Raw genomic sequence first — 15,945 nt, 5'->3', positions numbered from 1 at the left:
ACTTTGGTGTCGCGCATGACATCCTGGAGGATGGTGTTGAGTTCGACGATGCCTTTTGCCTGGCTGATCTTTTGCGAGTACTGTCCGATCTTCTGATGAAAATCGCCGGTGCTGGTCGCCACCGCGCTCAGCCGGTCGACGAAGGTCATCATCATGTTCTTGACCGTGACCTTGGCTTCAGCGAGGCTGTGCTTGAGCAGGCTCTGCTTGTAGATGACTTCCTTCAGGCTGCGCGTTGCATCCATCAACGCGCTGTGCGTGATCGGGCCGGACAGCAGCTCTTGCACGCTGCTGATCTGGCCGCTGAGCCAGGAGTCGTCGTCCAGCAGTTCGCTGACATTTTCCAGCAGCAGCTTGAACAGGCGCAGCAGCAGTTCATGCTCTTCCGCCATGTCTTCGCTCTTGAGTTCGACCTTGAAGCAGAGCTGCTTCAGGCGGGTGCTGATGTCGGTGAGTGCCTGTTCCGTGCGAGCGTCCTTGATCGCTTCGGCGAGAGCTTCCGACTCTTTCTGCAGCGCCGGTGTGCCGCGCAGCAGGGATCCGACGGCGAGTGTCAGCGTGCGGGTCAGCAGGTCGCGCAACAGCAGCATCTGCCGGCTTTCATCGATGGCCGGTGCCGCGGAGGAGCTTGGCAGGATTGATTTCGTCTTGGCCGGCAACGGTGCGACATCGTCGACCAATGGAATCGACGCGGACCGGGATACTGCGGGCGCGGGATCGTCGACCAGCGGAATCGCGCGCGACTTCGCGGGTTCGGGCGGCAGTTCATCCACCAGCGATATACCGGGGGAGGCGCGTGCGCCTGGCGCTTTCTCCGCTGGCGTGTTGGACGCTGCTTTCGCATGTGCGGTCACCAGTTCGGTCGAAACCCTGACATGCTTCTCGAGCAGTTCGGTCAGGCTCTTGCCATATTCCTGCCAATCGCGATTGTCGAGTGCGCGTTTCATGGGCGTCGCAAAGCGCGCGATGTCCTCGGTCGCGTTCGCGAGGTTCGCGACATGGTCGGCAAGAATTTTTTCTGCGCTCGACTGGCGGCTTACGCCGAGGATTTCGTCATAGATTTCGCGGTAGGCATCCGGAGTAGGCGCAATGCGGCGGCTCGCGAGACGGCGAAATGCCTCGCGAGCGATATCGGCGGGACTCTGTTGTTCCGGTTTCTGTGTCTTGTCTTGCATGGCGGTGCGTGATGCCCGGTACGCAATGCCTTCGCGCCCGAATAAGGAACAATACTATTCCAGTTCACGTACCGCCGATAGCCGGATTAGGAGTTGAAATTCTGCCTACTTTGGGCTTTGGTCCGGTGGATAAAAGCCGGCGAGGCCGCGCTTCGCATGCGGTCTCGTGCGATTTTGTCAGCGCCTTGGGAGGTGTGCCATCCCAAGGCGTCGAGGGACATGCGGCTACTCGACCAGATGATTCTTGATCGCGTAATGCGTCAGTTCCGCGTTGTGACGCATCTTCATTTTCTGCAGCAGGCGAGAGCGATACATGCTGATCGTTTTCACCGAGAGCGTCAGCTCCGTCGCGATGTCGCTGACCGTCTTGCCGGAAGCGATCATGATCAGGGTCTGGTATTCGCGGTCGGACAGGGTTTCATGCGGGGGTACCTCGCGATTTTCATCGCCGACCTGATTGGCGAGCTCCTGTGCGAGTGCCTGGCTGATGTACTTGCGGCCGGAAGCAACCTGGCGGATGGCGTCGACCAGTTCGGCCGGAGCGCTCTGCTTGTTCAGGTAACCGGCGGCGCCGGCCTTGAGCGAGCGGATCGCGTACTGGTCCTCGCGATGCATGGACAGCATCAGCACGGCAAGCTTGGGCGCATCCTTTTTGACCTGCTTGAGAACCTCGATGCCGCTCTTGTCCGGCATCGAGATATCGAGCAGCAGCACATCGGAGTCGCCGTTGCGGGCGAGCTTGATGGCGTCGTGGCCGTTTTCGGCATCGCCGGCTACGACCATGTCCTTGGTGTCCGCCAGGATCTGCTTCAATCCCTCGCGCACGATCGCATGATCATCTGCAATCAGAATTCTTATTGTTTCGCATGCTGTCATAACACTACTTTCAAATTGTCATTCCGATAATGGAATCTTGAGCGCCACTTCGGTCCCTCCCTCAGGGGCGTTGCTGACCGACAGATTCCCCCCCAGCGCGTTTGCTCGCTCTACCATGCCGCGAATACCGAAGGATTTCGGCTTCAATCGGTCCTTGGTTGCGATACCGCAGCCGTTGTCCGTGATTGCCAGACGTACGTTGCGGTTGGTACGTGCCAGCCGGACTGTTACCTGGCTGGCACGCGCGTGTTTCCCAATATTGGTAAGCGCTTCCTGAAAAATGCGAAAAAGCGCCGTTGCTTGATCTGGATGCAGGTCGATTTCCTTCTTGTTCGACGAGAACCGGCACGGAATGCCGAACTGCTTCTCGAATTCCTTTGCCTGCCAGTCGACTGCCGCGACAATCCCGAAATCGAGAATGCTCGGACGCAGGTCGACCGAGATGCGATGTATGGCCTCGATGGTGCGGTCCACCAATGCATCGACATAGTCAGTCTTGTCGGCCAGGGTCGGATCGCCCGCGGGAAGGCGCTTCTTCACCAGCGCAAGCGCCATCTTGATCGCGGTCAGGTTGCCGCCGAGGTCGTCATGGATTTCGCGCGCGATGCGGGTGCGCTCCTTTTCCTTGACTCTCTCGATATGCGCGGACAGTTCGGCCAGTTGTTCGCGCGAGCGCTTGATTTCGGCTTCTTCCAGCTTGCTCTGCGTGATGTTGGTCATGATCCCTTCCCACTGCACGCCTTCGCCGGGCAGGGCGCGCGGCGTGGAGCGAAGGTTGATCCATTTGATGTCCTTCCACTTCTCGACCCAGATGCGACCTTCCCAGTTCAGCTCTTTCATTTCGGAGGCCGACGTTGCCATGGATTCGAGATACGAGGACCGGTCCTCGGGCACGATCAGTTCGAGAAATTGGGCGGAGTCGGCGCGCAGGCGTTCCGCAGTGACGCCCAGCAGCGCGCGGCAGCCTTCGCTCAAATACGGGAATGAGGTGCTGCCGTCGGGCTTTTTCAGGAACTGGAAGAACAGCCCCGGCGTGTTGGAAACGATGGCGCGAAAGCGCGCTTCGCTGATGCGCAGTGCCTTGGCCGATGCGTGGCGCGCGCTGATGTCATTGCCGATGGCGATATAGACCGGCGCGGTATCGGATGGACAGTAGAACAGGCGGAATTCAATCGGATAGCTCGATCCATCCTTGCGCGTATGGACCGTCTCGAGTGCGGCGCGATGCGAACGGCCGCAACGCAGCGGGAACAGGATGTTCTCCAGTACTTCCCTGGAGAGGCTTTGCGCGATCCCGATAGGCGTCATCGCCGACAGTTCTGCGGCGCTGTATTGCAGATTTTTGCGCGCGGCCTGGTTGGTTTCCACGAATCGCAAGCTGTCGCAATCCACGACGTAGATCTCGCTGAACGAGCCCTGCATGACAATCGGCAGCCATTCCGCTTGCATCATGTCGATTGGTCTTTCACTGTATGTCTTCTCGAACTCATTGCGGCGACCCGAGGTGAGGCCACTCAGGAAAAAGGACTGTATTAAATGCTCGCCGGGTGTTCCGGTATCGGCTTGCTGATATGGTGGCCATGTCCTCGATCGCATTTCATTCCTGCAAGCAATTCTCGTGCCTTATGAGTTGTCATGCGACAGAAGCGGTCAGCAGATGTCGGTAGCGGAGGACGGAGGTTGCGGAACGAGGTATTGCGCGTCGCCAGCGCCACGAGGTATTGCGCGTCGCCAGCGCCGATTGCTCCACGCGGAGTGAAGGAATGTGCGGTCGTTCCATTGGCTTGTCCTTCGGCGTGTTGAAAAGGCGGACGGTGAAAACGTGGCATCCGGAAACTTTTTATCTGGACGACTTTATCACAAGTTTTTTCTACGGGAATCACCAGACGCCATGTGAAGGAAGAAATCTACGTCGGCGGCATGACTGTTGGACTCCGGCCACAGTCGAAATCGGCGTCGTCAAGGGAAGGCCTTCGCCGAAAACCATGCCATGAAAAATCCTTCCCACTGGGGCTTCCAATCCCTGTTGAATGAGTGCTATAATTTCGTTTTACGCGGCTGTAGCTCAGCTGGATAGAGTACTTGGCTACGAACCAAGGGGTCGTGGGTTCGATTCCTGCCAGCCGCACCAGAAATATGCCTGAGAAATCAGGCACCAAAAACGGGTTAGCGTTAAAAGCGCTAACCCGTTTTTCTTTTGGCGCGCGGTGACTGCGCCTTCCTCGTGTGCGCTCGAGCCGTCGGCTTGTTGTGCCTCTCCGGTCGATGAGTCATTGTTGCGCTCAATCGCAGCCGCGCCTCGAAGCAATGCCTGCCGGACGGATGCCGCCAAGGCATCTGCATGCCCGCCGAACGATATTCGATTCCCGATCATCGCTCGCTTTTCGCCAATGTCCGAGCGCAAACTTTGATCGCACTCAGTCACCGGCCTTTGATTTCGTTCAAATCCGCCGCAAGGACTTGCACGGGATAATGAGTCGACTCTTCGCCGTTCATCTCTTCCTGCCAGGAGCCTGTTCAAGTTGGGCTCGCCCGCGCGATCCGCCGACGCTCCCACCGATACAGGCACCGACTGCCATAGCTGTTGCTAGGAGGCGCCATGCGATATTTCGTTACCGGGGGTACCGGCTTTATCGGAAAAAGGCTGGTTCGAAAGTTATTGGCGCGGGGGGATGGCACCGTCTATTTCCTCATGCGAGAGGAGAGCCGCGACAAGCTTCCTGCCTTGTTTGATTTCTGGGGCGTCGAGGAGGGAAGGGCCGTACCGGTGTTCGGCAACGTGCGCGCGAAGGGCCTCGGCATTGCCGACAGCGATCTGGACGCCCTGTCCGGGAAGATCGATCACTTCTTTCACCTTGCGGCGATTTACGATCTCAATGCGGAAGCCGCGCCGCAGGTGGTGACGAACGTCGAAGGCACGCGTCACGCGGTCGCGCTCGCCAAGCAGTGGCGGGCCGGGTGTTTTCATCATGTCAGCTCGATCGCGGCTGCGGGCTTGTATCAGGGCAGCTTCCGTGAAGACATGTTTGAAGACGCGGAGAACCTCGATCATCCGTATTTCAAGACCAAACATGATTCGGAAAAGATCGTGCGCGACGAATGCGAGGTGCCATGGCGTGTGTATCGCCCAGGCATGGTGATCGGCGATTCGTCCACGGGAGAAATGGACAAGATCGACGGTCCGTACTATTTTTTCAAGCTCATCCAGCGTTCGCGGCAGATTCTGCCGCCCTGGATGCCGTCCGTGGGCCTGGAGGGCGGGAGGCTCAACATCGTGCCGGTCGATTTTGTCGTTGATGCGATGTGTCATATCGCGCATCTTCCCGGGCTTGACCGGCAGTGCTTCCATCTGACCGATCCGAAGCCCTTGCGCGTGGGCGAAGTGTTGAATGTCTTTGCGCGCTCAGCGCATGCGCCGACCATGAGCCTGCTGATCAACGGCGCCTTGTTCGGCTTTATCCCCGAGACAATTCGGCGCGGCGTGATGGAGATGGAACCGGTACGCAAGATCAAGGATGCCGCCATGGCGGACCTTGGGCTTCCGGACAATATCATGCAGTTCGTCAATTACCCGACGCGCTTCGACAATCGCCAGGCAGCGGCTGCGCTCAAGGATAGCGGCATCGCATGTCCGCGCCTGGAAGACTATGCGGACCGCATCTGGGATTACTGGGAACGCCATCTCGACCCTGATCTGTTTGTCGATCGCAGCCTGCGTGGCCGGGTGGCGGGAAAAACGGTGCTGGTGACCGGCGGGTCGTCCGGTATCGGCCTCGCGACCGCGCACAAGCTGGCGGAAGCCGGCGCGGTCACCTTGATCTGCGGACGCGACGAGGCAAAGCTGGCGGCGGCGAAAAGCGCGGTTGCCGAGCGCGGCTTCGAGCTGGGCACCTATCAGGTCGATCTGTCGGACATGGAGGATTGCGATCGCTTTCTGAAAGTCCTGCTCGCCGAGCGCGGCGGTGTCGATATTCTTGTCAATAACGCCGGGCGTTCCATACGCAGGTCGATCGAGGCCAGCTTTGACCGCTTCCATGATTTTCAGCGAACCATGCAACTGAATTACTTCGGGGCACTGCGAGTCACGATGGGATTGCTGCCGTCGATGGTGGCACGCCGCTCCGGACAGGTCGTGAACATTTCGTCCATCGGCGTACTGACCAACGCACCGCGCTTTTCCGCCTATGTTGCTTCGAAGGCGGCGCTGGATGCATGGACCTTATGCGCGGCGTCCGAGTTTGCCGACGTCGGGATCAAGTTCACGACCATCAACATGCCGCTGGTGCGTACGCCGATGATTGCGCCGACCGCCGTCTATCGCGATATCAGCGCCTTGCGGCCGGAGGAGGCGGCCGATCTCGTGGTGCAGGCGATCATCCACGCGCCGGTGCGCATCGCGACGCGGGTGGGCGTCGCCGGACAGGCAATCCACGCGCTCACGCCGCGCGTGGCGCAGCTCATCCTTAACTCCATGTTTCGCATGTTTGCCGAAACGGAACCGGCAGCCGGCAAGGAGGGCGCGAAGGCAGCGCCGCCGTCCGCGGAGCGGCTTGCAATGCAGAACCTGCTGCGCGGCCTGCACTTCTGATCTTGGCGACCTTCCATCAAATGGACCTGGTGATGACCGAACGCGAGCCGATGTCGCTGATTGATGCCGCCTGGTTGCGGATGGATCGTCCGACCAACCTGATGATGATCTGCGGCATGATGACATTCGCGGACAGGCTGGATCTGGAGGACGTGCGCGAGGTGATACGTAAGCGCATGCTGTGCTTCCGGCGCTTTACGCAACGCGCGGTGCGCGGCAGTTCGCCCTATTGGGCGGCCGATCCGTATTTCGATCTGGACTGGCATGTGCGCCACATCGCCTTGCCGCGTTCCGGTGATCTGGAAGAGGTGGTGAGCGATTTGATCAGCACGCCGCTCGATCCAAGCAAGCCGATGTGGCAATTTCATGTTATCGATACGGAGCCGGGCAGCGCGCTGGTGATGCGGATACATCACAGCTATGGCGATGGCTTTGCACTCATGTACGTCCTGGCGGCAATGACCGATACGGAGCCCCGCAATCCGCGCAAGCCGCTGGGCGACCTGGGACGCAACGACGACACGCGCAGCGCATGGGAGCGCATATTGGGGCCGGCATCGGAAGTCGTGAGTGGGGCCTATCGCGCCGCGCAAACGCTGGCGAGTACCGGGTGGGGGCTTGTATCGGAACCTTTCCGTCTTGTTCAGTATGGCGAGGCGGGGCTCGGATTGGCCCGGGATGCGGCCGTAATTGCCGGCATGACCCCGGATTCGCCCACCCGCTTCAAGGGGCCGATGGGGGTGATGAAACGGGCTGCGTGGGCATCGCCGCTCTCGCTGTTCGAGGTAAAAGCGGTGGCCGAGGCGTTCGGATGTTCGGTCAATGACGTCCTTCTGTCCTGTGTGGCCGGCGCCTTGCGGGCTTATTTGCTGGAGCAGGGCGACGATGTCGACGGCGTGGAGATTCGCGCGCTGGTGCCGGTCAATCAGCGCCCGCCGGGCCGGGTGGCCGAACTGGGGAATGACTTCAGCCTGGTATTCGTCAGTCTGCCGGTCGGGGTCGAGGATCCGGTCGAGCGCATGCTGGAAATGCACAAGCGGATGAACGAGCTGAAGGGCTCGAAGCAGCCGCTGGTCGCCATGGGCATTCTGATCAGCATGGGGCTATTGCCGGAGGACATGAAGGAGCGCGTGCTTGAGGCGCTGGCCGCCAACGCGAGTGCGGTGATCACCAATGTGCGCGGCTCTGCGGAGCCGCAGTATTTCGCAGGAAAAAGAATCGAGCGCCAGGTGTTCTGGGTGCCGCAATCGGGCGGCATCGGCATGGGCATCAGTATCCTCAGCTATGCGGGGAACGTCGACTTCGGCGTCGCCACGGACGTGCAGCGCGTACCGGATCCGGCCACGCTCGTCAGGCGTTTCACGGATGAGTTTGAAGCCACGCTGCTGGCGGCATTGCTCATGTCCTGGCCTGGCGAACCGGCGCGAAGCGATCTCTGACATCGCCGTGCCGGCGGCGCACGGCGCCATGTTTCGCACATCGGAGGGGCAGGTTTTCAACACGATTGTGCATCAACTGATTTAGCGCAAAGAGTGGCTGCGCACTCAAGAGCATCTTCTCAACAAATACGGGAGAGTCGGAGCAGACGGCGCAATAAAGCGTCGCACTTCGCAGCTTGATTGATCGGGTGTGCTCATGGAAAAGATCTGGTTGAAGAGCTATCCGGCCGGTGTGCCGGCGCAGATCCCTGTGGACGAAGGCGCTTCGCTCAAGACGATGATGGAATCGGCCTGCGCGCGGTTTACGAAACGGCCGGCGTTCAGCAATATGGGTGCGTCGATTACCTATGGCGAGCTGGAGCATCTGTCGCGTTCGTTCGCGGCCTATCTGCAGACGGCCTGCGGCATGCAGAAAGGCGACCGGATTGCGATCATGCTGCCCAATCTGCTGCAGCAGCCGGTTGCGCTGTTCGGCGCCTTGCGCGCCGGATGCGTGGTGGTCAATACCAATCCGCTGTACACCGCGCGCGAACTGCAGCACCAGCTCGCCGATTCCGGCGCCAAGGCGATTGTGGTGCTGGATAACTTCGCCCATATCGTGCAGGAAGTGCTGCCGAGAACCGAAGTCCGGCATGTCGTCGTCAGCCGCGTCGGCGATCTGCTCCATTTTCCGAAGGCGCAGATCGCGAATTTCGTCGTTCACCATGTCAAGCACATGGTCCCTGAATGGCACATCGAGGATGCGGTCGCCTTGCCGGATGCCTTGCATCGCGGCGAGCCCATGCCCTTGCTCGATGTCCCGTTGAATGGCGAGGATATGGCCTTTCTTCAATACACCGGCGGGACGACGGGCGTGCCCAAGGGAGCGATCCTGACGCACGGTAATCTCCTTGCTGATGTGCAGCAGACTGTCGCCTGGATTTCCGGCGTGCTGGAAGAGGGAAAGGAGACGGCGGTCATTCCCTTGCCGCTCTATCATGTGTTCGCGCTGACCGCCATGCTTTCGTTTTTCGCATTGGGTGCGACCAATCTGCTGATCACCAATCCGCGCGATCTGCCTGCCTTCATCGAGGAGCTCAAGCATACGAAGTTCAGCGCGATGATCGGCGTCAATACGCTGTTCAATGCCTTGCTCAATGCGCCGGGCTTCGAGCACGTGGACGTGAGCGGCGCCAAGATCATTGTCGCCGGCGGCATGGCCGTGCAGCGCGCGGTGGCAGAAAGATGGCATCAGGTCGTGGGCATGCCCATCATCGAGGGCTACGGCCTGACGGAGACTTCGCCCATCGTGTGCGCCAACCGGCTCGATATCGACAAGTACACCGGCACGGTGGGCTTGCCCATTCCGTCGACCGAGGTGGCGATCATGGATGACGAGGGCAATGAGCTGCCGCTCGGGACGACCGGAGAGATCTGCGTGCGCGGGCCGCAGGTGATGAAGGGTTACTGGAACCGGCCGGAAGAAACCGCGCATGTGTTCACCGACGGCGGCTGGTTGCGCACCGGCGATATCGGCTTCATGGACGACAACGGTTACGTGAAGATCATGGACCGCAAGAAGGACGTGATCATCGTTTCCGGCTTCAAGGTGTTCCCCAATGAAGTGGAAGACGTGATCGCGATGCATCCGGCCGTGCTCGAAGTGGCGGCGATACCCGCTGTCGACGCGCAATCCAATGAAGCGGTCAAGGCGGTCATCGTCAGGAAGGATCCGGCGCTCACCGTCGAAGAGATTATCGAACATTGCAGGAAAAACCTCACGCCCTACAAGGTGCCGAAGTATGTCGTGTTCCGGAACAGTCCGATGCCGAAGTCGAACATCGGAAAGATACTGCGGCGAATCGTGAGGGAGGAAGAGGAGCACGCGACGCGGGGCGATGTTGCAGAGAGCGGTTCCGTGCAGGAAGCGTATTGAGCGCATGAAGTCTCGTTTTTATCCATCTGGCCAAGACGACGAAGGGAATCAACATGAACAGCAAATCGAGCAGATCCGAGCATCTGGACAATCCCCGATTTTTTGAAGCGGTGCGCAATTCGGCCGAGCAGATCTGGCAGGCCGGGCTGGGCGCATTTGCCAAGGCGCAAAAAGAAGGTGAGGAGATGTTCTCCAGACTGGTTCAGGAAGGCGCGGAAGTGCAGCGGCACGCGCAGAATCTCGCCGAGGACAAGGTCAGCGGACTGACCGGCGCCGTCAGGAATATGGCGGAAAATCTCGGCGTTCAGGCTTCCGGTTCGTGGGAAAAACTGGAGAACGTGTTCGAAGAGCGCGTGTCGCATGCCTTGCATGCGCTGGGCGTGCCGAACCGAAGCGATATCAAGGCGCTGACCACGCAGGTCAGCGAATTGCGCAAGTCGGTCGACGCACTCGCTGCCAAGAAGGCGCCTGAAAAAGCTGCGGCGAAAAAGCCTGCCGCCAAGGCTGCGAAGAAGCCGGCTGCGACGAAGGCTGCCAAGGCAGGCTCGGCGAAGGTTGCGCCAAGAGTCTCGGCGCGCAGGGGAACGGCAACGGCACCGAGCCGGATGAGCCACTGACGGTTTTCGCTGCGGTGCCGGCCGTGGCGTGGTGCGCCAGGCCGGCCCGAGGAATTTGCAGCATTCAGTCCATCGAGAAGGACCGGCCCGCGAAATCGTAGGTGATCAGCGAGCCGTCCTGTTTGCCCATGCCGGGCGCATTGGTTGGCATGCCGGGCACCGCGACGCCTTTCACGGCGGGGCGGGCGATCAGCTTGTTGACTGCCGTGGCGGGTACATGGCCTTCGATGACCTGCCCCGACTTGTCGATGACGGCGGTGTGGCAGGACATCATCGATTCGGGAACGCCGAAGCGTTTCTTGATCGATGACATGTCGTCCGAGTTGACGGCCTTGACCTTGAAACCCGCTTCGCGAAGATGGGCAATCCAGCCTTCGCAGCAGCCGCAATTCTTGTCCTTGTAGACGGTGACCGCTTCGCCAGCGGCGAAGGCGATGCTGTATGTCGCAGTGAGCAGCGCAGCAATGATGAATTTTTTCATGATTGTTTCCTTGATGACATGGTGACTAAGTTTGTGCTTCCCGAAAACGGGAATGCGCTCCCCGCGTTCATTGCGGCAGAGTGAGATTGATTGTTTTTTCAATCGGCGGATAACACACGCCGAGCTTTTCGTGGCACCCCTGATAGGACGCCGTCAAGGTGATCTTGCTGGTCTTGCCGCTGCGGTTCAATGTCAGTTCCACCGGTACGGCTTTTCGATAGACCTCGGTCTTGCCGAAAATCTGATCGACCTTCATTTCACCGGGCGGCAGCTTGATCGCGCTGATGGCCACGCCGTTGGCATCCTTGAGCGCAAAGCGGATCTTGTCCTTGTAAAGGTAGTAGCCGGGCGCCGGCAGCAGTTCGGCCTGCAGCGCGTTCGGGCCCTTGACGGCGACCTTCAGCTTGAAAGCCAGGTCGGGCTCGATCAGTTCGTCCGGTTTTGGGCTGGCGAACAGACTGCCCAAACCTTTTTGTGCGCCGGGTGCGGGCGACTGCTGGGCCAATGCCGGCAGTATCGCGCCCAGGCTCAGGGCAACCGCCGCGTAAAGTGCGAATCGTTTCTTCATTTCGGGAATCCCAATCCATATGTCGAACACATATTGAATTCAAGCAAAGAACATGCCGTTTTGCGAGGCCGAAGGCGAGCTGAAGGACGCGGCATCCTTCCCGACAGGGCACGCGCATTTACTCCGACACATTCGAGTAATACTGCTTACGCATTAGGTGCTATTGCGTTTCTGCGCCCATCCTCATATATTTGTTGCTCGGTAGAAATTTCTTTTGTATCCTTCCAATTGAACCAGGACTAGCTCGAACAAAATTCCGGCGTGTCCACCGTCCCGCACGGTTTATCCTCTTCCACCCCAGAGCTCCACATAATGTCATTAGGAAGCATCAACATCCGGCATCGCCTCGGCGTCGGATTCGGCTTCGTGCTGCTACAGACGGCTACCTCGATTGTGGCCGGATTACTCGGCTTTTCCCGCATCGCCCGGCATTGTCACCGCAGGACTGAAAAGGTCCGGACGGCAGAGGGTTTCGCAAGGATTGCAGATCGGACACGTCCTGCTCTTCGGCTCGCTTGACGGTGTGCTGAGCAATGCCGATGAAAACGACGGATGTGAAAGACGGGAAGGGACGCCGTCTTGCCTGGGTATTCCTGATTGCAGGATTGCTGACGTCGACGGTCGTCTATTGGGAAGGGACGCGCCTGGTCGATCAGGAACTGGCATCGCAACTGGATGTGCGCGCGCGGGATGTGAAGCACAACCTGGAGCGTCAGCTTGACGCTTACGCGGAAGCCTTGCATGACGTGCAGGTGGAGTACACGGCATCGTCCGTCATGGTCCGTCATGATTTTCAGCGGAGTGTGAAACGCTTGCGGCTCGATGATCGCCTGCCTGCCGTCCAGGCAATCGGATTCAGTCAACGTGTCGGACCGCAAGGACGAACCGCCTTCGAGAATCTGCTGCGCAAGGAATACGCGAGCGACTCCGCGCAATTGCCGTTCAGCTTGCTGCATCCGATTCCCTCATCCCTGACGTCCGACGCCTTCGTGGTGCAGTACATCGAACCGCTCTTACGGAATCGCAGCGGCATCGGCTTTGACCAGGCGAGCGATCCAAGGCGTCTGGTTGCCATCGAGCGCGCGCGCGACAGCGGCGAGTGGGCCGCCAGCCAGCGCGTACGCCTGTTTATCGAGCCGGGCAATGTCGAAGGCGTGGTGTTTTTCTCGCCCGTCTATCGCGGCGAAATGCCGGACAACCTTGCACAACGACGCGCGGCATTCGAAGGTTTCGTGTTTCTGGCGATCCGGGTCGACGAGATGCTGCGCAATGTATTCGGCCCGAAACTGCTCGACGATCTCGACATAGAAATTTTCGATGCGCGAAGCGGCGAACAGCCGGATGCCGGCACTGGCGCGCCGTCCCTGATTTTCGACAGCAACCCGGAGCAGTCGGCGGCGATGTTCGGCGTGAGCGATGTCAACGCCCGCCTGCAGCGTGACTTCGACCTCAGCTTCGGCGGCAGCACCTGGCATCTGAACCTGAAGGTGCGCCCCGAATTCCGCAAGCGCTCGCAGTACTGGCTGCCGCCGATTGTGGCGCTGGCGGGCGTCCTGACGAGCTTCCTCGCGTTCTTCTTCATGCGCTCGCAGACCTATGCGCGCCAGGCGTCCGAGGCGCGTGCGCGTGAAGCCTATCTGTCCCTGCATTCCAAAGAGAAGCAGCTCGACGGTATCCTGGAGTCGATCGACGAGGTGCTCTGGACTTTCGATCTGCGGGATCGCAAGGTGAGCTATGTCAGTCCCGCGGTGGAGCGCCTGTACGGCCACCCGGTGCCGGCCTTCTATGACAATCCGCGTCTCTGGCTCGACTGCGTGCATCAGGAAGACCGCAAGCGGGTCATCCGTTTCTCGCGGGCGGTGGCCGACATCGGCTGGGCCGCGCTGGAATTCCGGATCGTGCGCCCCGACGGCGCGGTACGCTGGATGCGCTATGACGCGCATTATGTGCCGGGCACCGAGCCGGGAGCGGGGCGGGTCGATTGCCTTGGCAGCGACATCACCGCGCAGCGCCAGATGGAAACCTCGCTACGCCGCAGCAACCGCGCCTTGCGCGCCATCCATGCCTGCGACGCGGAGATTGCGGCCGCCACGGATGAGACCGCGCTGCTGCAAGGCATCTGCGAAGTGGCCGTGCGCGAGGGCTATCGCATGGCCTGGTCCGGATTGCTGAACAGCGATGGCAGCGTGACGCCCGCCGGTATCGTCGGCGAGCACGGCGGTTATCTGGAATGCATCGCGGAATCGCTGCAAGAGGGCATTCACGAAGCGGCGGAAGTCGGCACCGTCGGCATTGCGCTGCGCACGCTCAAGCCGACGATCCAGAACAATATTCTCGCCGATCCCCGCATGGCGCCCTGGCGCGAGCAAGCCTTGCGCCGGGGATTCAATTCGAAGATCGCGCTGCCGCTGTTCCACGACGACAAAGCCATCGGTCTGCTGAACGTGTATGCCGCCGAAGCCGACGCCTTCGATACGGAAGAGGTGGAGTTGCTGATGGGCCTGGCCGGTGCGGTGACGGTCGCCATCCAGTTCCTGCGCCATCGCAGCGGCCAGCAGGCGGCGGAGGCCGCTTTCCGCCTGCGCGAGCGGGCCATCGAAGCCAGTACCAACGGCATCGTGATCGCCAGTGCCAAGGCGCCGGAATACCTGGTTGAGTACGTCAACCCCGCGTTCGAACGCATGACGGGTTACAGCGCGCAGGACATCATCGGCCAGAACATGCGCATCCTGCATGGCGACGACAAGGATCAGCCGGGGCTGGACGAATTGCGCGCGTTACTGCTGGCGCAACGTGAAGGTCAGGTGACCATCCGCAACTACCGCAAGGATGGCACCATGTTCTGGACCGATATCCATATCGCACCGGTGCGGGATGACGCGGGTGTCGTCACGCACTTCGTGGCCGCCAAGTACGACGTCACCACGACCAAGCGTTATGAAGCGGAGCTTGAGTTCCAGGCCAGCCGCGATCCGCTGACCTCGCTCGTCAACCGCAACCTGCTGCATGACCGCCTGAACCAGGCAATCGCCTTTGCTTCGCGTCACGGCACGCCGCTGTGGGTCGTGTTCGTCGATCTCGACCGCTTCAAGTTCGTCAATGACACGCTGGGCCATCAGGCCGGCGATGCACTGCTGAAACAGGTGGCCGATCGCCTGCTGTCCGCGGTGCGCCATACGGACACCGTGGCGCGGCTTGGCGGCGACGAGTTCGTGCTGGTCTTGTCCGAGCATCCCGACGAAAATCTCGATACCCATGTCGTGCAGCGCATCATGGATGCCATCGCGCCGCCATTCATCATCGGCAACCATGAATTCTTCCTGACCTGCAGTATCGGCATTGCGGCTTACCCGGCGGACGGCAAGGATGCCGACACCTTGATCAAGCACGCCGATATCGCGATGTACCGCGCCAAGGAAGTCGGGCGCGACAATTTCCAGTTCTACACCAAGGCGCTGAACGAAAAGGCGCTGGAGCGGCTGCGTCTGGAAGGCGATCTGCGCAATGCCATCGAGCGCGGCGAATTCATCCTGCATTACCAGCCGCAAGTCGACCTGGAGACCGGTGCCGTCGTCGGCATGGAAGCGCTGATCCGCTGGCAGCATCCGGAGTTCGGCATGGTTCCCCCGGCGCGCTTTATCGGCCTGGCCGAGGAGATCGGCCTGATCGTTCCGATGGGCGATTGGGCGATTCGCACTGCCTGCCGGCAGAACCGTGCGTGGCAACGTGCCGGCCTGGGGAATCTGCGCGTGGCGGTCAACCTGTCGGCGCGCCAGTTTGCCGAGCAGGATCTGGTGCGGTCGATCGCCGCCATCCTGCAGGAGACCGGGCTGGAGCCGCAGTATCTCGATATCGAACTCACCGAGAGCCTGGTGATGACGGATGTCGAATTCGCCATCGGTGTGCTGCGCGACCTGAAAGCGCTCGGCGTGCACCTGTCGATCGACGATTTCGGTACCGGCTATTCCAGCCTGTCCTACCTGAAACGCTTCCCGATCGATGTGCTGAAGATCGACCGCTCGTTCGTGAATGACATCACGTCGAATAGCGCCGATGCGGCCATCGTGCACTCGATCATTTCCCTTGCGCACAATCTTTGCCTGAAAGTCATTGCCGAGGGGGTGGAGACGGAGGAGCAGCTTGCGCACCTGCGGCAGCGAGAATGCGATCAGATGCAAGGCTTTTACTTCAGCAAGCCGCTGGCGCCGGATGCCTTCGAAGCAATTCTGAAGGAAGGCAGGAAATTGGCGATCGAAAAAACGATGCAGGCGCTCGACTGAAGCTCG

9 protein-coding genes, 1 tRNA gene and 1 pseudogene are annotated in these 15,945 nt (G+C 60.2%); 6 read left to right on the top strand and 5 right to left on the bottom strand.

Annotation, left to right across the window (positions count from 1 at the left end):
- From VJ651_RS01495 to VJ651_RS01485, 3 genes and pseudogenes are all read right to left on the bottom strand, one after another.
- Positions 1-1,175 (bottom strand): annotated as a pseudogene (locus VJ651_RS01495) (hypothetical protein); the annotation flags it as partial.
- Between the two features lie 225 nt (positions 1,176-1,400).
- On the bottom strand, positions 1,401-2,051 hold the full coding sequence (locus tag VJ651_RS01490; protein ID WP_324105726.1) for a response regulator transcription factor: 651 nt from the start codon (positions 2,049-2,051) through the stop codon (positions 1,401-1,403).
- A gap of 18 nt (positions 2,052-2,069) precedes the next feature.
- The gene (locus tag VJ651_RS01485; RefSeq protein WP_324105725.1) at positions 2,070-3,503 is read right to left on the bottom strand and encodes a PAS domain-containing sensor histidine kinase; all 1,434 of its coding nucleotides are present in this window, start codon (positions 3,501-3,503) and stop codon (positions 2,070-2,072) included.
- A gap of 602 nt (positions 3,504-4,105) precedes the next feature.
- On the opposite strand from VJ651_RS01485, the gene VJ651_RS01480 reads away from it, so the two are divergent.
- From VJ651_RS01480 to VJ651_RS01460, 5 genes are all read left to right on the top strand, one after another.
- Positions 4,106-4,182: transfer RNA gene (locus VJ651_RS01480), tRNA-Arg, on the top strand.
- 468 nt (positions 4,183-4,650) lie between these two features.
- Entirely contained in the window at positions 4,651-6,639 is a 1,989-nt protein-coding gene (locus tag VJ651_RS01475) for an SDR family oxidoreductase (RefSeq protein ID WP_324105724.1), read from the top strand.
- A 2-nt stretch (positions 6,640-6,641) separates the two neighbouring features.
- Complete coding sequence (locus VJ651_RS01470; protein WP_324105723.1) at positions 6,642-8,078, top strand: wax ester/triacylglycerol synthase family O-acyltransferase; 1,437 nt, start codon at positions 6,642-6,644, stop codon at positions 8,076-8,078.
- A 196-nt stretch (positions 8,079-8,274) separates the two neighbouring features.
- The gene (locus VJ651_RS01465; RefSeq protein ID WP_324105722.1) at positions 8,275-9,993 is read left to right on the top strand and encodes an AMP-binding protein; all 1,719 of its coding nucleotides are present in this window, start codon (positions 8,275-8,277) and stop codon (positions 9,991-9,993) included.
- A gap of 53 nt (positions 9,994-10,046) precedes the next feature.
- On the top strand, positions 10,047-10,610 hold the full coding sequence (locus tag VJ651_RS01460; protein ID WP_324105721.1) for a phasin family protein: 564 nt from the start codon (positions 10,047-10,049) through the stop codon (positions 10,608-10,610).
- A gap of 64 nt (positions 10,611-10,674) precedes the next feature.
- Here VJ651_RS01460 and VJ651_RS01455 read toward each other — a convergent pair whose 3' ends face one another.
- Both VJ651_RS01455 and VJ651_RS01450 read right to left on the bottom strand, forming a co-directional pair.
- A complete protein-coding gene (locus VJ651_RS01455) occupies positions 10,675-11,091 on the bottom strand; it encodes a DUF411 domain-containing protein (RefSeq protein WP_324105720.1) in 417 nt (138 codons plus the stop codon).
- Positions 11,092-11,158: 67 nt separating this feature from the next.
- Positions 11,159-11,659, bottom strand: a complete 501-nt coding sequence (locus VJ651_RS01450) for a protein-disulfide reductase DsbD N-terminal domain-containing protein (RefSeq protein ID WP_324105719.1) — start codon at positions 11,657-11,659, stop codon at positions 11,159-11,161.
- A 539-nt stretch (positions 11,660-12,198) separates the two neighbouring features.
- Between VJ651_RS01450 and VJ651_RS01445 the strand changes: the two genes are divergently transcribed.
- Entirely contained in the window at positions 12,199-15,939 is a 3,741-nt protein-coding gene (locus VJ651_RS01445) for a bifunctional diguanylate cyclase/phosphodiesterase (protein WP_324105718.1), read from the top strand.
- Positions 15,940-15,945 lie beyond the last annotated feature (6 nt).

This window comes from Noviherbaspirillum sp. (assembly GCF_035254865.1).
Lineage (GTDB): Bacteria > Pseudomonadota > Gammaproteobacteria > Burkholderiales > Burkholderiaceae_D > Noviherbaspirillum.
This window is presented reverse-complemented; position numbering and strand designations above follow the sequence as displayed.

Coding starts and splice junctions, on each gene's coding strand:
- VJ651_RS01450 (WP_324105719.1), bottom strand. CDS start 11,659: ATGAAGAAACGATTCGCACTTTACGCGGCGGTTGCCCTGAGCCTGGGC.
- VJ651_RS01490 (WP_324105726.1), bottom strand. CDS start 2,051: ATGACAGCATGCGAAACAATAAGAATTCTGATTGCAGATGATCATGCG.
- VJ651_RS01475 (WP_324105724.1), top strand. CDS start 4,651: ATGCGATATTTCGTTACCGGGGGTACCGGCTTTATCGGAAAAAGGCTG.
- VJ651_RS01455 (WP_324105720.1), bottom strand. CDS start 11,091: ATGAAAAAATTCATCATTGCTGCGCTGCTCACTGCGACATACAGCATC.
- VJ651_RS01465 (WP_324105722.1), top strand. CDS start 8,275: ATGGAAAAGATCTGGTTGAAGAGCTATCCGGCCGGTGTGCCGGCGCAG.
- VJ651_RS01445 (WP_324105718.1), top strand. CDS start 12,199: ATGAAAACGACGGATGTGAAAGACGGGAAGGGACGCCGTCTTGCCTGG.
- VJ651_RS01460 (WP_324105721.1), top strand. CDS start 10,047: ATGAACAGCAAATCGAGCAGATCCGAGCATCTGGACAATCCCCGATTT.
- VJ651_RS01485 (WP_324105725.1), bottom strand. CDS start 3,503: ATGATGCAAGCGGAATGGCTGCCGATTGTCATGCAGGGCTCGTTCAGC.